Below are 20,681 nucleotides of genomic sequence, written 5' to 3'. Positions count from 1 at the left end.
CTCCTTTCTCGCTTCAAATCATCAGTTATTTAACAAATGATAAAGTCGTTGTTCTAATTGATCACAATGCTTCGCACAAAATTCGGCTCGATTTCTCTGCTCAATGGCAACCAATTCATTATGAATCAAAAGTCTTAAAATACGTTTTGTTTCTGTCAACACTTCAATATCAAATGGATAAATCACTTCTAACTGTTTCATCTTCTCACCCTCATTCCTCTCAATCTAGCCTCGTACGGCATCCGCTCTATCAAGTCCTCTAGCATCACAAAATTTTCTCCGTCAATTTTGACTGCTAGGTTCGACTTGTACGTTCGGATACCCGCCTTCTCAGCTTTTTACTTTGCATCCGTGCATAAATATAAAACAAACCATTCCAGTCGCTATATCTAATTTCCACTTCTTTAAATTGATACATGGGATAGTCTTGCTCTAATTTCTCACCAATCGAATCTTGATTTAACACCATATCCATCACTTTCCGCTTACTCATTTTGGTGCGATTCTTTGAGGGCTTTGGTAACACAAGATTTCCTTTACTACTTCCCCAACGACGCTTCCCCTTTAATCTAAAAGCCGTTCTTTTATACGTTTCTTCATCCTTTACCATGTACTTACAAACCCCAATGAAGTTTTCTTCTTTGTAATAATTTAACGTTCGAATGGTTGATGCCCCTAGTTTCCACTTGGATTCCACTTCTTCTTTGGTTAACCCATTATCCATAATTAAATGGAGATGGAATCGCTCGGTTCCCGTTGTTCCCTCTTCAATCACATAAACATACTTCGCATTTTCTAAGCCTTTTTTCTTTCTGACTCGGTTAATCCGTCTAAAAAAATTCTTACTTAACTTTTCTGCTGTTTCTAAATCTTGTGGTTCCTCTTTAAACGTTAGGGTACACCAGTAATCACCCGTATAAAAATTTTCATGAACTAACCGTATTAACTTTTTCTTCGCATTTCGATCATTCAAATTCTTCTGTTGCTCACTACTCTCACGACTTTTCTTTTGTTTAAATCGTCTCATCATCTCAGGAATCTCTTTTTTAAATGAGGGATAAATCTCTACTTCTAACTGATTTCCCGCTTTAATGGTTGCTGTGGTATAAGCCACTCCCCTTAACGACTTCACACCATCATTTAATAATTCCCCTGTTTGCTCATGAAAGGATTGATTATAAAAACTCTCATAATCATAATCATCAAATACTTTTTTCTTCATCACGACTTCCCCCATTTTAACTCCCACTTATTCGACAAAATCTAAAAATGGTCGACTTGTTAATATCCTATACAAGTTCGTTAAAGAGAAGAATTTCTTCTCTTTTTGTCGAACATCTTTTCTATCTGCTGATCGTGATGAATCTTTAGAAATCCTATCCCTTCAATTCATGAATAATCCAACCCGCGACTCGCATCACGGATTGATCACGCTTAGTAATAATATTGATATCTTTGACAATGGCCCCAATCCACGTATGGCTACGGTATTCAAGGGTTGCCACTTGTTCATTTTTCAAAAGAACTTTATAGCCTGTTACAACCCCCTCCTGATTCATCTCATATTCTTTAAATAAAAATCCCGCTAACATCTTCATCCCCCCATCGATCTAAACAACTTGTGCCACGACCCCGATGTATGTTTTAGTCATCAGTTCTTCGCATTGATGACATCTGATGCTTTCTAAATTAAACCCCGATTTTAATTCATAACCGCATGGACACGTATATTCATAGTCCTGTGGTTTATCTTTCCTACAACTAATCTCCGTAATCGCCTGATTCGCTGCATTACGATACCATAAAATTTCTTTCCCCTCATCATATGTCTGAATCTTCAACTTCTTTAAAGTCTTTTTTGTATCGACCGATGCATAACCATAATTTTTTAATGCATCAGAAAATTCAATGATTCCAAGTGGTGTATTAACTTTCATTTCTAATCCCCCTATGATTGCCCCCTTAGTTATCGTTGCTTTTAGTCAACGCATCAGGGAAAAAAATATTTAACAGCTCATCGGGTGTTAAATCTAATGTTTGCATAATTAATTTAATGTCAGAACGCGAAAAACTATCTGGTTTTCGCAGCTTAGCATAGATAAAACTTCTATTAACCCCTAACAGTGCAGCAAATTGAGTGAGATTCATTCCCCTTAATCCAATATAGTATTTCAATAATGCAACATTCATTGTCATTGTATCCCCTTCCATTTCGTGGCTTTTAATCAACTCCATAATATACCAATTTATGGCTTTAATCAATAGGAAAGCGCTTATTTTTGTAAATTTTTTATTTTATTCTTCAAAAAGTGTCATGATAGACAAAACAACACCAATTCCCATCAAATGTTATTATCTAGTTCTATATGTTTATAAAAAGCAACGATTGTTGTATTTTATTACATAAAATAACTTCAAATTGGAAAAAATAATATTAAATCAACAACAGATGTTGATTTCAAGCAACACGGGTAGTATCATTAAAAAAAGGATGTGGTTATATTAGGAAAATATGTATTAAAAAGGAGATTCAAGAACTGCGATGAACAATACAGAAGTTAAAGACATTATCAAAGCACGAAGAATACAATTAGGTCTTTCTTATAGTGATTTAGGAAAGCTATGTGGAGTTGATAAGACAACGGCATGGAAATGGGAGTTAGGAAAAATTGAAAATATGAGACGAGATAAAATGGTCCTTCTCTCGAAAGCATTAGACATCTCTCCACTTGTATTGCTTGGGATTGAGGAGTATGTATCAGAAGGTACAACTACTTATTCCAATGATAAAGTCAGTGTTTATCATGAAGTGTTTGCTAATAAGTTTGGGGATGTCATAGGTGAAATTAATAATCCTTATTCTAGCGAAACGGGTCACTTTTTCGCCTTAGAAATTGAAGTGAAGGACAAAGGAATGACGGGACTCCTTGTTGATAATAAGGTTTATGCGATCTTTAAAAAGCAGTCAGTGGCGGAAAATGGAGCAATTGTTGCTGTTGCACTAGCCGATGAAAAAGCAATGATTAAGAAGTATTATCACTTTGAGGATGTCATTGTCTTACGATCACCAACTTCTGAAAATGAGAATCCCATCACAATAGTTGGTGATCAGGTAGATGAGATTTGTATTTTGGGAAAATTCGTTGGGATGGTAAGCCCATTTGTTGATTAATAAATAGTTATTTACAGAATAAAAAAGGCCTCACACTGAGGTCTTTACTACTATTATCGGAGGAAAAGGAAAATGAAAGTAGCACTGTATGCAAGAGTTTCAACCGAGCAACAAATTGAAAACTACAGCATTCCTTTACAAAAGGAAAGAATGAAAGCGTTTTGTTTATCTAAGGGATGGGATGACATGACGGAGTATGTAGACGGAGGATATAGTGGTTCTAACCTAAACCGCCCTGCGCTCCAACAGTTGCAAAAAGATATTGCTGATAAAAAGATTAATGCCGTGATTGTTTATCGTTTAGATCGGTTAAGTCGTAGCCAACGTGACACGCTCTATTTAATTGAAGAAATGTTTCTTCCTAATAATGTGGAATTCATCTCAATTTCAGAAACGATTGACACCTCTACTCCCTTTGGTCGAGCGATGATCGGCGTGATGTCAGTCTTCGCCCAACTAGAACGAGAAACGATTACCGAACGTTTACGCTCAGGACGATTAAAGATGGTCAAAGATGAAGGTTTGTGGGCAGGTGGTGCTGAGAGCTGTCCCTATGGTTTTACAAGGCTCAAACGTGGAAAATTAGTCATCAACGAGGATGAACGCGCTCATATTGTTAGAATATTCGAAGAATATGTCATATTAAAGTCTTATATTAAAGTTCAAAAAAAGCTTGAAAAAGAAGGATTTAAACCGTTAGCTGAGTGGCGGATTATCCCCCTCTTAAAAAATCGTGTTTATATAGGAGAGGTTTCATTTGGTGGTGAATGGTACAAAGGTGCACATGAACCGATTATCTCGACTGAGTTATTTAATCAAGCACAAAAAGTAAATGAACATTTGAAATATAAAAATTATGGAAAAATAAAAAACAACGTTTTCCGACAAAAAGTAGTTTGTGGACTTTGCGGTGAAAATTATCGATCGTATTCCCAAAAAGATTTAAAAACTCAAACTCGATATTTCTATATGGTTTGTTGTCGCCGTAAAATGCCGGCACGTTATGAGAGTAAATGTTTTAATCGGAATATCCAGCGTACAGACTTAGAAGAAGAAATTTTTAATCGGATCATGAATTTAGAAGTGAGTGGTGAAATTGAATTCAACAGAAAGAGAACGCCAGTTGACTACTCAACGAAAATTAAGGCTCTTGATGAAAAAATCAATAAAATCTTAGATTTATATATTGAGAGTGGACTGCCCAAAGAGACACTTGATGTAAAATTAGCCGATTTAAATCAACAAAAAGAGAATTTAATAACTCAATCAAAAGATACGGATTACGAAATAACACGTATGGAACAAATGATAAAAGAAGGAATACCCAATTTATTTGAATGTGATTTAGATACTCAAACGGCGATTGTTGATTTATTTATTGATAAAATCATTGTTAAAGAAAATAGCTTACAAATTATTTGGAATCAATAAATCCATTACTTGGAGGAATCAAAATGAAGGTAGCATTATATGCTCGTGTATCAACAGAGAAACAGATTGATAATTACAGTATCCCGCTACAACTTGAGCGGATGCAGGCATTTTGCAAATCTAAGGGTTGGAACGAAATGAGTGAGTATATCGATGGAGGTTATAGCGGTTCTAATTTAAACCGTCCCGCGATAGAACAATTACAAAAAGATATTTGTCACAAAAAAATCAATGCCGTAATCGTTTATCGCCTCGATCGATTAAGCCGTAGCCAACACGATACACTTTATTTAATCGAAAAAATATTTTTACCAAATAATGTCCAGTTCATTTCTCTTTCAGAAACGATTGATACTTCCACCCCCTCTGGACGGGCGATGATCGGGGTCATGTCTGTATTCGCTCAACTCGAACGTGAAGTCATTATTGAACGTTTACGAGATGGTCAACATAAGATGATTCAAGAAAAAGGGTTATGGGTTGGAGGCGGACTGGATAATCCCTATGGCTATATTCAAGTAACACCTGGACATTTAAAAGTAGTTGAGGAAGAACGGCAACATATTCTTAGATTGTATGAAGAATTTATCAAACTAAAATCTCCAACTGCGGCTAGAAAAAAACTAGAGGAAGAAGGATTTAAAAAATTAAACCATAATCGTATTATTCGTATTCTTCAAAATCGATTGTATCTCGGAGAGGTATCGTTTAAAAAGGAATGGTTTAAAGGCAGTCATGAACCTATTATATCGACTGAGTTATTCAATCAAGCTCAACAAATCTTTGACGAGAATCGGGTTGCTTCGTTTGGTAAACCTAAAAAAAAGCTATTTACAGGAAAAATTATTTGTAGTTGTTGTGGTGAGAACTATGTTATTCAATATGCGTCAAAAACAACTTCATCAGGTAGAATTGTAAATTACCAAAACTATGTATGCCGTCGGCGTAAACTCCCCGCACGTTATGAGAGTAAATGTTTTAATCGACGAATTAAATGCTCAGACTTTCAACATGAAATTTTCAATCGAATCATGAATTTAGAAATGAGCGGTGAAATCAAAATACCTAAACCACTTAATTTCACCAAACAATTAAATCAAATAGATCGAAAGATAAATAAACTATTAGATCTTTATATGGAAGAACGATTATCTAAAGATTTACTCAACACTAAATTAAATGATTTGAACAAACAAAAAAAGGAAGTTCTAATGAAGCAGCAAGAAATAACAGAAGTTTCAGAAGTTCAAAAAGCTATTAAAAACGGTATTCCTAACCTATTTGAATGCGATACGGAGACGCAAACGGAAATTATCAATCTATTCATAAAAAAAATAATTGTAACTAACGAGAGTTTAAAAATCATTTGGAATAACTAATTTTTTTTACCCCTTTTCGGTTTTCAAATGGAGCGTGTACGGGAAGCGGGAAAACAACAACAACCTATGCCTTCATTGATTACCTTAAACATCACTTAGGAAAAAGCATCGTCACAATTGAAGATCCGGTTGAATATCAACAACCTGATATCGTCCAAATGCAAGTGAATGAAAGCCTGGGAATGACTTATGACGTTGGGATTAAAGAAATTTTACGCCATGATCCAGATGTTATTATTATCGGTGAAATCCGAGATAATCAAACAGCCCATCAAGCACTACGAGCTGCTTTTACAGGTCATCTAGTCATCTCAACGGTACATGCCAAAAATGTCATGGGAACGATAACTCGCTTACTCGATTTAGGTATTTCTTTGCAAGAACTCGAACAGGCACTCGTAGGCGTTGTTAATCAACGACTGATACAAAAGGAAGATGAACGAAAAGCCATCTTTGAACTTTGCTTCGGTGAGCAGCTCGACCACTTATTCTCACAAATCCAACAAGGAAATCTTTGCTCACTTCCGTATAAAACACTAGATGAGGAGTTATTTGAATGTCAACATCACGTCAGCTAAATCACTATTGGACACTCCCTACTCAACAAAAGTTTCTTTCCCGCTTCAGTCAATTACTTGAACAGGGATTTTCTATTGCGCAGGCCCTTGATGTCATGACCTCACTCTTTAAAAAAGAAGCCGTTGATTTTATGTTAAACTGCTGTGCCAGTGGTCAATCTTTTGCCACTACCTTAGAAGCTTGTCACTTTGAAAAAAGAATCGTCTATATCGTCAGGTGTAGTGAAGAAGCAGGATCCTTATTACAAGGATTACAAAAGTCGGCCCAATATAGTGACTATCATCTTCAAAGCAAAACTGAGCTGAATAAGAAGCTCCGTTATCCTGTCTCTTTATTTGCTTTAATGATTGTGATTTTGGCCAGTGTTTATTTCTTTTTCTTTCCTCAACTTGATAGCTTTTACAATAGTTTTAATATCGAAGGTGATCAAAGCCTATTAAACACCATTCTTCTCATTTTGGGGATCGTACTCGCTTTCTTTGTTCTCATCGGATGTTTTGCATTCCTTACCTTAAAGTGGCATGGTAAAAGATTTCAACTGAAGATGAAATACATCTTATTTCACTGTCCACTACTGAGACAACTATTTCAAAAAGTATTTTCTTATTACTTTAGCAGTCAATGGCTCGTCTTCTTAAACTGTGGCCTTCCCCTCAAAGAAAGTCTCTTGATGATGAGAAACTTCGAAACCATCCCCATGATTCAACTCATCATTTATGAATTTCAGACTCAGCTAGAAGCAGGTGTTTCACTTGAAGACGTCTTTCATCAAAGTCCTTACTTTACGCCTTACTTCAAAATCATCATGAAACACGCCTTACAAATCGGACAAGTTCATACTGAACTTGGTTACTATACAAAATCCGAGCTCCAAATGCTGACCACCATGCTAAATAACACCTTTAAAATCATTCAATTTACTTTCTTGATGCTTATTGGTTTCATCATCATTCTTATCTATCTGAGCCTGCTACAACCCGTCTTTCAAATGGCTCAACTCATCTAATAAAATCTAGGAGGAATAAATTTATGAAAAAATTAATCAACAAAAATCAAAAAGGATTTACATTAATTGAAATGCTTATTGTCATGATTATCGTTGGAATATTAGTGGTACTAGCATTCCCACAGGCAAGTGCTGCCCTTACAAAAGCTAATGAAACAGGATGCGAAGCTTTCCAATCATCAGTGAGGGCTAAACAAACCTCAAATAAACTTTTAGGACTTAGTACTAATGAGGGGATTAATGAAGCTGATGGAAAAAAAGTCTGTGGTAATGATTATACTATTCCCGATTTTGAATAATGTTTAACAATCAAAAAGCATTTACTCTCATTGAAGCCCTTCTGGCTCTAACTATCACAGGAATAATTTATCTTTTGAGTGCCCCAACTTTCATCAAGCTTTATGATCATATGAAGCTCAATCAAGCCACTTCAGTCCTTCAATCAGATTTGCATTATGTCAGAGAGTATAATATGATGCCCATTCAAGGCAGCACTTTATCCATTCGAATCTTTCATAAACAAAACTATTATGTCATCATTCAAAATAACTCCAAAATAAAAATAAAGCGTCAATTTCCACCAGGGATTAGTATTCCATCTGTGAGTGCTAATACGACGGACCTCACCTTTAATAACCTCGGTCATGTCTCGAATGGGAAGACAATAACCATTCAAAGTGAACATTTCAAAAAAAATATTGTTTTTTCGATTGGAACAGGAGGAATCGATATTCGTGAAGCCAATTAATCAGCAGGGATATATCCTCACAGAATGTCTCGTTGGACTTATTATCTTAACCACAATCGGAATCACGCTAGTCAAAACCCTCCCCACTTTGCTTCAAATCCAACAACAACTTGAAATAGAACAAGCCATCTACTATAAACTTTACGAACTTAAAGATCAATCATTCTTTTATCAAACTGCCTATGACTTTCCTCTAGAGTTTGTTAACCCTATTTCATATACCGTCACTCAAAAAGATGCTAAACTTTGCGCAACGTATAAACGAGGTGATTTTACTGATAAAACGATCTGTTTTTAAACTTTCTAATCACGGCTTTCTACTCGTTGAACATCTCATCGCATTGTCCATCACCGCCTTACTCGTTCTCTTAATAACCCAGCTCCTTCCACTCATTAACTTCTATCAAGTCGATCTAAATCAAGTCACGCAACAAGAAATTAGTGTACTTCGCACTCAACTTCAAAAGGAAGCCAAACGTGCCAATCATTTTTCCAATACGTCCTCTCAATTTCAAATTCACTTAGCCAATGGAACCGTCCCAACCTATTACATCTCCAATCATCGTCTCATGCGTCAAGTGGGCGGAAAAGGAGGCGAAGTCGCTCTCTATCACTGTGACAAACTTACCACTACCCTTCATCATGACCAATCAGTTACCCTCACTTTACACAGCTCAAATGGTAATCAATATACCATTTACCTCTCCTCTTCTTTATTCCCCTTACAATTGACAGAGTCATATGAAACAGCATCTGAGGAGTTAAATAAAGAAAACTTAAATGAAACCATACAGGATAAGTTAGATGAAGCACAATTAATTGAAATTTTCCAGGAGGGATTAGATGAAGAATGAACAAGGGGTGATTCTTCCATTGACATTGGCTATCAGTTTTATTATCGCCCTTCTCCTACTCCATTTCGCTTATCGAATCGAAAATCAGGTTCGGACTTATGAACTCGAGCAACAGCATTTCATACTATCCATCCTTGAAAAAGAATGTCTAGCCACTATCATAGACGAATTATCTGACGCTAATTTTACCCCAAGCAATAACATGCCATCAAAAAAAATCACCTTACACAATGGAACCACGGCTACTTTTACGTATTCAAATGGATATGAAAAACTTGATGTGACCTATAAATTTCTTTATAATGAATATTTAGGACAAGGAACTGTTGAATACAATAAAAAGCAACAAACATATCTTTTAAAATAGAGGTGAGATGCATGAGGCCAATCGTCTTAATTGGGATGATGGGAAGTGGAAAAACAACTATTGGGAAAAAATTAGCAATGGACTTAAATTTATCGTGGGTTGATACCGATTTGTATATTGAAAACACAAAACACCAAAGCATTTCTTCCATTTTCGAAACACAAGGTGAATCTTATTTTCGTGATTGTGAAACAAATGCCCTACAACAACTAATCAATCATCCAGGCGTAATCTCTACCGGAGGTGGGATCATCGTTCGTCAAGAAAATCGCCAACTATTAACTGAACACACACTAGTTATTTTTTTAGAAACTGAGATTACCACACTAATAAAACGACTTGATATTAATAATCGTCCTTTGTTACAAAATGAGATAATCGAAACCAAACTAACTTCTTTATATAAAGCGCGTGAAAACTTTTATCGTGACTGCGCCCATATAACGGTTAAGACGGATCACTTAACTGTAGCAGAGGTGGTTGAACAAATTAAAAATCAAATGAATCAATAAAAGAAGGAGATTAATCCTTCTTTTATTATGTTCTGAGTATAAAAAAAGTCATGTAATCAAACGATTGCATGACGTTCTAAGCTAAAAATGGATTATGTTTTGATTCTTCCTCAATTGTTGTACATTCTCCGTGCCCTGGATAAACAAGTGTCTGTCCTGGCAACGTTAATAATTTACGTCTAATCCCTGTCACTAATTGCTCATGATTTCCGTAAATAAAGTCAGTACGTCCGATTGACTGCTTAAATAATGTATCTCCTGTAAAGACTATCTCATCTTCTTCAAAATAATAGCATAAGCTTCCTGTTGTATGACCTGGAACATGAAAAACTTTTATTTTTGTTTCTAAACACTCAATGCTCTCTTCATCACTTACAAAACGATACTCAAAATCAGGATTTAAAATGAGACGCTCATAAATCATCGGCGATAAATTCACTTCAGATTTCTCAAAATATTCTTTTTCCTTTTTATGCGCGTAAATTGGTACTTGATATTTTTCTACTAACTCATTCACTGCACCAATATGATCAAAATGTCCATGTGTTAAAAAAATCGCCTCTAATTTTAATTTTTTCATTCCTAAATATTGAATAATTTGATTAGCATTAGCCGCTGGATCAACAACAACTGCTCTTTCATGATTTGAAACGATATAACAAGACGTTTGTACAGGTCCTAAAACTAATGGATAGACTTTCACACTCATCACCTCTAATACGACTTAAAGCACCCTCAAAAAGGGTGCTTTTTTATTTCATTAAACTGTTTTTGCTAAATAAGCTGAACCAACGATTCCAGCGTCGTTTCCTAACTCGGCTAAAACGAACTCTGTTTGGCGAACTGCACTAAATGCATAGTTTTGATAATGTTTCACGATTGTATCAATTAAGATATCTCCTGCTTTAGAGACTCCACCACCGATGATAATTTTTTGTGGATCTGTCGTTGCAGCTAAGTTAGCAGCTGCTAAACCGATATAACGCCCTAATTGATCAACCATTTTTAATCCAACTGCATCTCCTGCTTTAGCTGCATCAAAAACATCTTTTGCTTCGATTTTTTCTAAGCTACGTAATGAAGAAGCTTCATCACATGCTGCTAAGTACTTTTCAGTTTCACGAACAATCCCTGTCGCTGATGCTACTGTTTCTAAGCATCCTTTTTTACCACAGTTACATTGATTTCCATCCTCTAATACAACAGCTAAATGTCCGATTTCTCCACCAGCACCATGAACACCGGCAACGACTTTACCATCTACGATAACTCCGCCACCAACACCAGTTCCTAAAGTGAACATAATGGCATCATGTGAACCTGCTGCAGCTCCTAACCATAACTCACCTAATGCCGCAACATTCGCGTCATTTCCGACTGCTACTGGAACTTTAACTAATGATTCTAACTCAGATTTAACATCACGCTCTGACCATCCTAAGTTAACAGCAACTTTAACAACTCCATTGTTATCAACTGGACCTGGAACACCTACTCCAACTCCTTCAACTTCTTCAATTTGAATTCCTTTTTCTTCACATTTTGCTTGGATTGTTTCTGCAATATTAGCAATAATATGATCCCCATTATCCGCTTTATTTGTAACAATTTCCCACGACTCTAGCACTTCACCTTTTGATGAGAATAAACCACATTTAATTGTCGTCCCACCAACATCAATTCCAAATACATACTTGTTCATTTTCAAAATTCCTCCTTATATTTCCTATCTAATCGGTCAAGTGAAATCAAACGCTTTCTTGTACCGTCTTTTTAATCTTATCAAAATCTTTTCTCATACATTTTATCATAATATCATTATAATAAAAAGCTGTAAACCCTTTAATTTTATAATATTAACCGGTTACATATTAATTAAAATATATGAAAAAGCACTGTGCTTTGCACAGTGCTTACAGAAAAAAGAAATTATTTAACAGTTGCTAAAGTTTCTTTTAATACATTAACTGATTTAGTTAATTTTTCTTTTTCTTCTTCAGTGATGTTTAATTCAAATACTTCACGAACTCCGTTACGGTTGATGATTGCAGGAACTCCTACGAATACATCATTTTGTCCGTATTGTCCGTTTAAGTAAGCTGAAACTGATAAACAGCTGTTTTCGTCGCTTAAGATAGCTTTAACGATACGAGTTAATGCCATACCGATTCCGTAATAAGTTGCACGTTTACGTTCAATGATGTGATATGCAGCATCACGTACGTTTACGTAGATTTGCTCTAAATCTTCTTTGTTGAATTTTGGATTTTTCGCAACAACGTCTAAGATTGGTTGAACACCAACTGTTGTATGAGACCATAATGGGAACTCAGTATCTCCGTGCTCACCAACGATGTATCCGTGAACGTTACGTGGGTCAACATTTAAGTATTTTCCGATTTCATAACGTAAACGAGCAGTATCTAAAGTTGTTCCTGATCCGATTACACGATGACGTGGTAATCCTGATTCTTGCCATGCAACGTAAGTTAATACATCTACTGGGTTACTTGCAATAACGAAGATTCCGTTGAATCCTGATTTCATAACTTCGCGAACGATTCCACGCATGATTTTTGCATTTTTCTCAACTAAGTCTAAACGAGTTTCTCCTGGAGCTTGAGCAGCACCTGCAGTGATAACTACAACATCTGCAGTTTTGCAGTCTTCATATGTTCCAGCCCAGATATCCATTTTATTTGGGGCGAATGCTAAACCATGAGATAAATCCATTGCTTCCCCTTCAGCTTTATCTTTGTTTACGTCGACTAAAACGAACTCTTCTAATCCACCTTGATTTAACATTGAGTAAGCGAAACTCATTCCTACGAATCCAGTTCCAACTAAAACAACACGTCTTACACCTGTTTGCATTACTGTCACCTCTAATATATGTTTTTTTGACACACTAATTTGCATACAACTTCCACTAACTCCAACAGCTTCCATATTTGTGCTAATAACAAATGTGTCCTTAATTCATTTTTATTATATACCATAATACATTTTTTCACAAACAATATTAATCGAAAATTGTAAAAAAAGCGCTTTTTTAATAAAACAAAAACATTATTAACGTTTTCACAAACTTCTTTCATCTAAGATTTCCATTACTCCTCTACATAAAAAAAATCCTGTTGAATAACAGGATTTATAAAAAGGAAGTATTCCTTATTTTTTCTCGCGATGAGCAGTTGATTTACGGCAACGTGGGCAGTATTTATTCATCTCAAGACGTTCTGGGTTATTACGTTTATTTTTCTTAGAAATGTAGTTTTCTTCACCGCAAACTGTACATTTTAATGTAAGATTTACTCGCACTAAAATCCCTCCAATCTAATAACAACTTCTACATTATAGCATGAGAGACTACAAAAAACAAAGTTTTTTTTATCATTTTTGTACTATAAAGTGATTCTTTGTTGTTTAATATTGTGTGTAAAAATTATAACAAATGCTTGAACATGGCTCAAGTCCTATTTTTAACTAATTTATACCTAATTTAAAAATAGTTGTCATATTAGTATAACTCTTCTATATAATAGGATATTTTTCCCTATCTCATACATACTGAGTGAATATTTTTATTGAATCTTAGTTCGAATCATCAGCAGAAACTTGTTCATCTGCCGGAACTGTTAACTCGTCCGTTTCTACAGTATTGTTTTGAATATTCGCTCGTTCCTTTTTCAAATCAAAATACGCTTGCATCGCTCGCTCTCCAATTTGTAACGAAATAGGATGTGATTGGCTTGGGAGTTCACATTGCGGAACAACAACTGAAATTGCAACTTCTGGATTATCTGCCGGAGCGTAAGCAATTAACGTACGGTTATGAACATCAATCAATTCTCCATTTGCATCTTTGATATACTTTCCTTCCTCATCACGTGCATACTCCTGGGCTGTCCCTGTTTTTCCCGCGGGATTATATTTTGCTTTTGCAAATACTGAATATCCTGTCCCACCTGATTGTTGCAACGCTGCAACAAAACCTTGATGAACACGATTGAAGTATGTTTGATCTAACTCAACGACATTTAATAAGTTAGGCGTAAATCCTTTAACCAGTTGTTTACCACTCACATCATCATTTGAGGGTAAATAGACTTCTTTAACAAGTGTTGGTGCAAATCGTTTCCCACTTGTCGCAATTGTTGACACATATTGCACTAACTGCATTGGCGTATAAAGGTCAGCCTGTCCAATCGCAAAGTCAAGTAACTTCCCTGGTGTACGTTGAGACTCTATCAGGCCAGTTGATTCATTCGGTAAATCAATGCCAGTGCTCACACCTAAACCAAACTCATTAAACGTTGAACGATATTTCTCAAAAGCGTCTAAATCAAGGTTAAGGGTCATATATGGAGAATAAGAAGATCCGCCCATTGAAATTGTTTGTTGGAAGAAATAAACGTTACTTGAAAACTTTAAGGCAGCTATATCATCAACCCCTCCAAGATTTTTCCATGATCCTTTAATTAGACCACCTTTGAAATACATCTTAGTATCAGTGATTGTTTTTCCTGGCCATGAATCGCCATACTTAAATCCTGTTAATAAACTGGCACCTTTAACAACTGATCCCACCGTAAATGAGTTTTGGAAAGTTCCAAGAGAATTGTCGATAATTTTATAATCTTTAGCTTCTTCGTCCCACTCAATAATATTTCCCGTCATAGCTAAAATTTCACCCGTATTTGGATTGGTCATGACAATATAAGCTTCACGTAAATATTGCGTCGTTGACGAATTTTTTTTCGCATTTATTAACTCTTCTTTGACGATTTGATTTACAGCTGCCTGTAACTCGGCATCAATCGTTAATACTAATTCATAGCCACGTTGACCTTCATAAATCGCATCATAGTTTGACGTCTCATTTTCATTCGTTAAGACATACTGTGATTTATAGCCTCGAAGAAGGGGCTCATAATAAAGTTCTAATTGTGATAATCCCACACGATCATTTGACTGATAATCATGGGCCTTGTAATAACTAGATAAAGTCGCTGGTAATCCTTGTTCATAGGTTGAAACACGTCCATAAATAGGATGCCACTCTGCCACGCTTGGATAAGTACGATCCCAATCCACCTCTGTATTAACTCCTGGCATTTCTTCTAAGTGCTCACTCACAATCGCAACTTCATCTTCTGTCGCCCCTTTTTTAATAATATTGGACGTTAAATTCGTTCCTTTTTTCATGTTAATATAAATCGCATGCGTCTCTTTATCATGATCGGTTAACTGGGCTAACATCTCATCCGTGATACGACTCAACTGCAGTTGATAAAGCTCTTTATCCTCTAAGGTCTTTGCTTCTTCTTTCGTATATAATTCTTTCGCTTCATCCTCAAACTTTTCAAGATATAAGTCTTTCAAATCACGTGATGTTAACTTGGTGAAGTCAACATCAATTAAATCTGCTAATTGACTTGCAATTTCTTTCATTTCACTCTCACTAACGTCTGAATATCGTTGATATGTAATCGTACTCACCGCTTCATTATCAACGAGTACATCCATATTGCGATCATAAATGACCCCACGAGGTACATTTTTTTGTAATTCAATAGTGGATGTTCGATCAATATAGGCTTGATAATCAGCCGAATACGTCACCTGAATGGCATATAAACGAAAAACAACAACTAAAAATAAAATAAGGCAAACACCCTTTAGCACATGTATCCTAAAAACTAATGACTTAATTAGTTTTAAAAACTTATCTATCATGATCCTACACCTTTCCACTCTAACTTCTCACTTATTATATCATAATTGAAAAGAGGCCAATTGAATTTTTTGTGTAAAAACTATTCTTAGTATGATGAATTTTCAATTGATTGTTTCAATGAAAATCACTTTCTTTCTTTACTTTAACTCTCATGATTATCTAATCACTTTTTTAGGATTAAACATCAAAAAAACTGGTCATTTTTCATACCAGTCTTTAGCCATTATTTATTCATTGCCTCTTCGTAACGTCGCTCTACTTCATCCCAATTAATAATCTCAAAAATAGCATCCACATAATCAGCACGACGATTTTGATATTTTAAATAGTAGGCATGTTCCCATACATCTATATTCAATAAAGGAGTATAGCCCGCACTTAATGGTGAATTTTGATTTAATGTTTTAGCAACTTGTAATTTCTTTTGATTATTTAAAACAAGCCACCCATATCCTGAACCAAATTGACTGATTGATGCTTGACTTAGCAGCTGCTTTAATTGATTGAAGCTACCAAAGGTTAGATTAATCTCTTTAGCTAACTTTCCATAAGGTTTTCCTCCCCCATTCGGAGATAAACTATAAAAGTATAAGTTATGGTTATCATACCCCCCTCCTTGATTAATCACATCTTGTCGAATATCAGCTGGGATTTCTTCTGGTTGACTTAACACCTCTTCAATGCTTTTCCCTTCAAAAAATGAAGGGTAACGTTTAACTAACTCATTTAACTTATCTAAATAGGCTTTATGATGCTTCGTATAATGAATCTCTACCGTTTTTGCATCAATAATGGGTTCTAGTGCATTATAAGCATAGGGTAATGGTGGTAAAATATAACCTGCCATCCTAATCCCCCTCCTTTAATTTTAAGTATAATAGTTGAAACACTTTAGAATTATTATATAATTAATACAGATAAGATATGCCAATCTGGCACTTTATCTTAAAAGAAGCTAAATTGTGGGGTGAAATTCGATGTCAATAATCACACATCGTAACAATACAAAACGTGTTAAAGTTGGAGAATTATACATTGGTGGTGCTAATGAAGTTATTATTCAAAGTATGACAACGACAAAAACACACGATATTGAAGCAACGGTTGAGCAAATTAACCGCTTAGCTAAAGCTGGGTGTCAACTTGTTCGAGTGGCATGTTTAGATGAAACAGATGCCAAAGCTTTAAAAGAAATTAAAGAACGTATTACCATTCCATTAGTAGTAGATATTCATTTTGATTATCGTTTAGCGTTAATAGCCATTGAAGCAGGCGTTGATAAAATTCGCATTAATCCAGGTAATATTGGAAATGAGGAAAAAGTGCGCCAAGTCGTTGAAGCAGCTAAGGCTAAACAAGTTGCTATTCGAATTGGTGTTAATGCAGGTTCACTAGAGAAAAATATTTTACAAAAGTATGGGAAAGCGACACCTGAAGGAATGGTGGAAAGTGCTAAATTCCATGTTCAAATTTTAGAAGAACTTGGATTTGAAGATATTATTATCTCATTAAAAGCCTCAGATACTGATTTAGCGATTAAAGCTTATGAATTAGCAGCTCAAACCTTCTCTTATCCACTACACTTAGGAATTACAGAAGCGGGAACAGTTTTCTCTGGGACGATTAAAAGTTCAATCGGTCTTGGTATCTTATTAAATCAAGGAATTGGAAATACGATGCGTGTCTCATTAAGTGCTGACCCAGTCGAAGAAATTAAAGTCGCACGTGAAATTTTAAAGAATTTCGGATTAATCAAAAATGCACCAACCCTCATTTCATGCCCAACGTGCGGACGTATCCAATATAACTTAATTCCACTCGCACAACGTGTAGAAGACTACCTAACAACGATTCCTCATGATATTCATGTGGCCGTTATGGGATGTGCGGTCAATGGTCCAGGTGAAGCTAAAAATGCTGATATCGGAATTGCTGGTGGACGTGGTGAAGGATTACTTATTAAAAATGGAGAAATCATTCGTAAAGTACCTGAAGATCAAATGTTTGACACATTAGTTGAAGAAATTCAATTACTTGTTAAAGAACGTGAACAACAACATAACTAACAAAAACGAGGAGATGAACTCCTCGTTTTTATAATTTAAGTCATAATTGTTGTACTTTGGTTTGTTTTTGTTTTAATGACTCTTGATTCTTCTCTTACATTTTCATGAATGGATTTAAAACTTGATAATTTTATATTTATTATATTATTTTTTAAAAATAACTTTATATAGAGAGAAGTAACCGTTGTCTTTAAAAAACGACTCATTTTTTAGAACGTTTTGTCATAGGATACATAGTATAAATGAGTATGGCTCATTTATTGCAAAAGGGGGAACCGCTATGTATGAGTTATTAAAAGCTACCTTAATGCAACTTACGATTGAAGATTTAATCTTATTAAATTCTAAAAATGACTTGCGCATCGATGCTAGTGATTTGGAATGTTTCCACTACATATTAACCAATTACTGGAACGAAGTCATCGATGAAAGTTCTTTATCCTTAAACCACGATCAATTACGTACTCATCTAAATACGTCCAATATATCAAAATATCACGAACTTATTACGAACATTAAACGCAATGTCATTTTCAACAAAAAATAACCATCCATTTGGATGGTTATTTTTCTTATTATAGACGTCCTAAAATACGATCTAAATTTTGAGGGTCAAATTCACCTTTTCTAAACATTTCAATCTCTTGTTTATAGGGTGGTACTTTATCTTTTGAATCTCCACCTACAGCCACATATGGTGTTTCTAAAATTTTAGGTACTTTTTTGAAATCTGGATGATACATGATATATTTTAACGCATCAAATCCGATTTCTCCAAATCCGATATTTTCATGACGGTCTTTTTTCGCTCCGCTCACATTTTTACTATCGTTAATATGGAATGCTGCAATTTGTTTTTTTCCGATTAAACGATCAAATGATTCTAATACTCCTGCAAAATCATTCACAATATCATATCCTGCATCATGAACGTGGCATGTATCGAAGCAAACACGTAGCTTATCATTATGAACAACATTATCAAAAATATAAGCTAATTCGTCAAAACTACGTCCAACCTCTGTTCCTTTACCGGCCATTGTTTCTAACGCAATCGTAATTGCTGTGTCTTTCGTTAACACTTCATTTAATCCTTCAACGATTTTTTTAAGTCCAACTTCTACACCAGCTCCAACGTGAGCCCCTGGGTGAAGAACTAATGTATACGCACGAAGGGCTTCAGAACGTTCAATTTCTTTGGCTAAAAACTCAACAGCTAATTCAAAAGTTTCTGGTTTCACGGTATTTGCTAAGTTAATAATATATGGCGCATGAACGACGATATCCGATAGACCATGCTCATTCATGTACTGCCATCCCGCTTCAATATTTAATTCTTCAATAGGTTTACGACGTGTATTTTGTGGAGCCCCCGTGTAAATCATAAATGTGTTGGCCCCGTATGAAGCTGCTTCTTTTGCAGCCCCAAGTAACATCTCTTTACCTGCCATCCCAACATGAGAACCGATTTTCAACATCCCTCATCACCTGACTTTCAATACTTATTTACGCTTACGGCGTTCTTGACGTTTCACTTGCTCCATTTGAGCTTTCATTTTCTTTTTATATCCTGGCGTTACTTTCTTAGGTTTACGCACTTTCGACTTTGCAATCTTATCGATTTCATTTTCTTTTTTCTCACGTTTTTGACGGGCATTACGAGCATTAACAGCCACTAATTCACCATTTTTAACTTCTTTATAGTTAAATTCAATTCCACGTGCTTCTAACTCTTGTAATAATTCTTCTTCAGCTGAATCATATAATGTGATTGCCACTCCATCATAGTTTCCACGAGCAGTACGTCCAACACGGTGAATGTAGAACTCTAAATCTTGTGGTAATTCATAGTTGATGACATGACTTACTCCTTCAATATCAATTCCGCGTGCCGCAATATCTGTAGCCACAATGTATTGGAATTCTAAGTTACGAATACGTTGCATCATTTGACGACGTTGACGTGGTGTTAAATCACCATGAATTTGTCCAACACGGAATCCTTGTGACATTAAAGCATTTGAAACTGTTGTGGCATTTTGTTTTGTATTGACGAAAATAATTGCTAAATATGGATTTAATGCCTTTAAAATATTAGCAATGATATTAACACGACTACGGTGTTTCGTTGGATATAAGATATGTTCAATCTTAACAGCTGTTTGTTGGCGTGGTTGAATATGAACATGCGTTGGGGCTGTCATATATTTTTTTAAGAATGGTTTTAACGCTTGAGGAATTGTTGCTGAGAAAACCATCATTTGTAATCCGCGTCCCATTGTTCCTGCGATTTGATCAATATCTGTTAAAAACCCTGTTTCCAGTGTCATATCTGCTTCATCGACAACAAACATTTTCGCTGTATGAACTAATAAGACACGTTCGTTAATCGCTAAGTCTTTGATACGTCCAGGTGTTCCGATAACGATTTGTGGCTGTGTACCTAATTTTTCAATTGTTTTTTGTTTATCGGTTCCACCCACATAACGTGCAATTTTAATTGGTTTATCACTGAATGATGCTAGTTGATTTGCCACATTATAAATTTGTTCAGCAAGTTCACGTGTTGGTGTTGTAATCACTGCTTGAACTTGTTGTAACTCTTCATCTAACCCTTGGAAAATTGGAATTAAGAACGCATGTGTTTTTCCACTTCCCGTTTGCGATTGACCGATAATATCTTTTCCTTTTAATGCTAACGGCATAACCTCTTCTTGGATTTGTGTTAAAGTTTCAAAATGTAAATCAGCAACAGCTGCCTTTAAATATGGTTTTATATTTAAATCTTGAAAACGTACAGACATGAATACCACTCCTTCAATGTTAG

General features: G+C 35.4%; 26 protein-coding genes. 13 read left to right on the top strand and 13 right to left on the bottom strand.

The window, feature by feature from the left end:
* Positions 1–21: 21 nt before the first annotated feature.
* The 5 genes from J0J69_RS00465 to J0J69_RS00445 all read right to left on the bottom strand — a co-directional run bounded on the left by J0J69_RS00465 (position 22) and on the right by J0J69_RS00445 (position 2,190).
* Entirely contained in the window at positions 22–201 is a 180-nt protein-coding gene (locus J0J69_RS00465) for a hypothetical protein (RefSeq protein ID WP_212725538.1), read from the bottom strand.
* Positions 202–295: 94 nt separating this feature from the next.
* Positions 296–1,222, bottom strand: coding sequence for a rolling circle replication-associated protein (locus J0J69_RS00460; protein ID WP_212725539.1), 927 nt, complete (start codon positions 1,220–1,222; stop codon positions 296–298).
* A gap of 154 nt (positions 1,223–1,376) precedes the next feature.
* The gene (locus J0J69_RS00455; protein WP_055277571.1) at positions 1,377–1,592 is read right to left on the bottom strand and encodes a hypothetical protein; all 216 of its coding nucleotides are present in this window, start codon (positions 1,590–1,592) and stop codon (positions 1,377–1,379) included.
* 18 nt (positions 1,593–1,610) lie between these two features.
* Positions 1,611–1,937, bottom strand: coding sequence for a hypothetical protein (locus tag J0J69_RS00450; RefSeq protein ID WP_212725540.1), 327 nt, complete (start codon positions 1,935–1,937; stop codon positions 1,611–1,613).
* A gap of 25 nt (positions 1,938–1,962) precedes the next feature.
* Entirely contained in the window at positions 1,963–2,190 is a 228-nt protein-coding gene (locus J0J69_RS00445) for a helix-turn-helix domain-containing protein (RefSeq protein WP_212725541.1), read from the bottom strand.
* Positions 2,191–2,542: 352 nt separating this feature from the next.
* On the opposite strand from J0J69_RS00445, the gene J0J69_RS00440 reads away from it, so the two are divergent.
* The 11 genes from J0J69_RS00440 to J0J69_RS00390 all read left to right on the top strand — a co-directional run bounded on the left by J0J69_RS00440 (position 2,543) and on the right by J0J69_RS00390 (position 10,048).
* A complete protein-coding gene (locus J0J69_RS00440; protein WP_212725542.1) occupies positions 2,543–3,172 on the top strand; it encodes a LexA family protein in 630 nt (209 codons plus the stop codon).
* Positions 3,173–3,244: 72 nt separating this feature from the next.
* On the top strand, positions 3,245–4,603 hold the full coding sequence (locus J0J69_RS00435; protein WP_212725543.1) for a recombinase family protein: 1,359 nt from the start codon (positions 3,245–3,247) through the stop codon (positions 4,601–4,603).
* Between the two features lie 23 nt (positions 4,604–4,626).
* Entirely contained in the window at positions 4,627–5,982 is a 1,356-nt protein-coding gene (locus J0J69_RS00430; RefSeq protein ID WP_212725544.1) for a recombinase family protein, read from the top strand.
* Entirely contained in the window at positions 5,982–6,560 is a 579-nt protein-coding gene (locus J0J69_RS00425; protein ID WP_212725556.1) for a GspE family protein, read from the top strand. The genes J0J69_RS00430 and J0J69_RS00425 overlap by 1 nt, the downstream gene beginning before the upstream one ends.
* Positions 6,539–7,567: a type II secretion system F family protein gene (locus J0J69_RS00420; protein ID WP_212725545.1), complete on the top strand. Its 1,029-nt coding sequence runs from the start codon at positions 6,539–6,541 to the stop codon at positions 7,565–7,567. The genes J0J69_RS00425 and J0J69_RS00420 overlap by 22 nt, the downstream gene beginning before the upstream one ends.
* 23 nt (positions 7,568–7,590) lie before the next feature.
* On the top strand, positions 7,591–7,866 hold the full coding sequence (locus J0J69_RS00415) for a competence type IV pilus major pilin ComGC (RefSeq protein WP_055276257.1): 276 nt from the start codon (positions 7,591–7,593) through the stop codon (positions 7,864–7,866).
* Complete coding sequence (locus J0J69_RS00410) at positions 7,866–8,315, top strand: prepilin-type N-terminal cleavage/methylation domain-containing protein (RefSeq protein ID WP_055276255.1); 450 nt, start codon at positions 7,866–7,868, stop codon at positions 8,313–8,315. The genes J0J69_RS00415 and J0J69_RS00410 overlap by 1 nt, the downstream gene beginning before the upstream one ends.
* A complete protein-coding gene (locus J0J69_RS00405) occupies positions 8,302–8,613 on the top strand; it encodes a hypothetical protein (protein WP_055242575.1) in 312 nt (103 codons plus the stop codon). Before J0J69_RS00410 ends, J0J69_RS00405 begins: the two co-directional genes overlap by 14 nt.
* Complete coding sequence (locus J0J69_RS00400) at positions 8,582–9,169, top strand: competence type IV pilus minor pilin ComGF (RefSeq protein WP_212725546.1); 588 nt, start codon at positions 8,582–8,584, stop codon at positions 9,167–9,169. The genes J0J69_RS00405 and J0J69_RS00400 overlap by 32 nt, the downstream gene beginning before the upstream one ends.
* A complete protein-coding gene (locus tag J0J69_RS00395; RefSeq protein ID WP_212725547.1) occupies positions 9,159–9,536 on the top strand; it encodes a hypothetical protein in 378 nt (125 codons plus the stop codon). Before J0J69_RS00400 ends, J0J69_RS00395 begins: the two co-directional genes overlap by 11 nt.
* Positions 9,537–9,547: 11 nt before the next feature.
* Positions 9,548–10,048, top strand: coding sequence for a shikimate kinase (locus J0J69_RS00390; RefSeq protein ID WP_055242568.1), 501 nt, complete (start codon positions 9,548–9,550; stop codon positions 10,046–10,048).
* A 76-nt stretch (positions 10,049–10,124) separates the two neighbouring features.
* Here the strand turns inward: J0J69_RS00390 and J0J69_RS00385 are convergent, their stop codons facing one another.
* The 6 genes from J0J69_RS00385 to J0J69_RS00360 all read right to left on the bottom strand — a co-directional run bounded on the left by J0J69_RS00385 (position 10,125) and on the right by J0J69_RS00360 (position 16,635).
* Entirely contained in the window at positions 10,125–10,751 is a 627-nt protein-coding gene (locus J0J69_RS00385) for an MBL fold metallo-hydrolase (RefSeq protein ID WP_212725548.1), read from the bottom strand.
* Positions 10,752–10,808: 57 nt separating this feature from the next.
* Entirely contained in the window at positions 10,809–11,750 is a 942-nt protein-coding gene (locus J0J69_RS00380; protein ID WP_055242563.1) for an ROK family glucokinase, read from the bottom strand.
* A 227-nt stretch (positions 11,751–11,977) separates the two neighbouring features.
* Positions 11,978–12,922, bottom strand: a complete 945-nt coding sequence (locus J0J69_RS00375) for an L-lactate dehydrogenase (RefSeq protein ID WP_055242651.1) — start codon at positions 12,920–12,922, stop codon at positions 11,978–11,980.
* Positions 12,923–13,219: 297 nt separating this feature from the next.
* Positions 13,220–13,369 (bottom strand): 50S ribosomal protein L33, encoded by a 150-nt coding sequence (gene rpmG / locus J0J69_RS00370; protein ID WP_055242559.1) that lies wholly within the window; start codon positions 13,367–13,369, stop codon positions 13,220–13,222.
* A 273-nt stretch (positions 13,370–13,642) separates the two neighbouring features.
* The gene (locus J0J69_RS00365; RefSeq protein WP_212725092.1) at positions 13,643–15,787 is read right to left on the bottom strand and encodes a peptidoglycan D,D-transpeptidase FtsI family protein; all 2,145 of its coding nucleotides are present in this window, start codon (positions 15,785–15,787) and stop codon (positions 13,643–13,645) included.
* A gap of 224 nt (positions 15,788–16,011) precedes the next feature.
* Positions 16,012–16,635, bottom strand: a complete 624-nt coding sequence (locus J0J69_RS00360; RefSeq protein WP_055276236.1) for a superoxide dismutase — start codon at positions 16,633–16,635, stop codon at positions 16,012–16,014.
* Positions 16,636–16,765: 130 nt separating this feature from the next.
* Between J0J69_RS00360 and ispG the strand changes: the two genes are divergently transcribed.
* Both ispG and J0J69_RS00350 read left to right on the top strand, forming a co-directional pair.
* Positions 16,766–17,854 (top strand): flavodoxin-dependent (E)-4-hydroxy-3-methylbut-2-enyl-diphosphate synthase, encoded by a 1,089-nt coding sequence (ispG, locus tag J0J69_RS00355; RefSeq protein ID WP_212725549.1) that lies wholly within the window; start codon positions 16,766–16,768, stop codon positions 17,852–17,854.
* A 280-nt stretch (positions 17,855–18,134) separates the two neighbouring features.
* On the top strand, positions 18,135–18,401 hold the full coding sequence (locus J0J69_RS00350; RefSeq protein WP_055276231.1) for a hypothetical protein: 267 nt from the start codon (positions 18,135–18,137) through the stop codon (positions 18,399–18,401).
* Between the two features lie 28 nt (positions 18,402–18,429).
* On the opposite strand, the gene J0J69_RS00345 is transcribed toward J0J69_RS00350, so the two are convergent.
* Positions 18,430–19,332 carry a deoxyribonuclease IV gene (locus tag J0J69_RS00345; RefSeq protein WP_172676263.1) on the bottom strand — a complete coding sequence of 301 codons (903 nt, stop codon included), beginning with the start codon at positions 19,330–19,332 and terminating at the stop codon, positions 18,430–18,432.
* Positions 19,333–19,356: 24 nt separating this feature from the next.
* Entirely contained in the window at positions 19,357–20,658 is a 1,302-nt protein-coding gene (locus tag J0J69_RS00340) for a DEAD/DEAH box helicase (protein WP_055245210.1), read from the bottom strand.
* Positions 20,659–20,681 lie beyond the last annotated feature (23 nt).

This window comes from Turicibacter bilis (assembly GCF_024499055.1).
GTDB classification, from domain to species: Bacteria; Bacillota_I; Bacilli_A; order MOL361; family Turicibacteraceae; genus Turicibacter; species Turicibacter bilis.
Note: the sequence above shows the minus strand (reverse complement) of the source record. Positions and strands in the feature narration are given on the sequence as shown.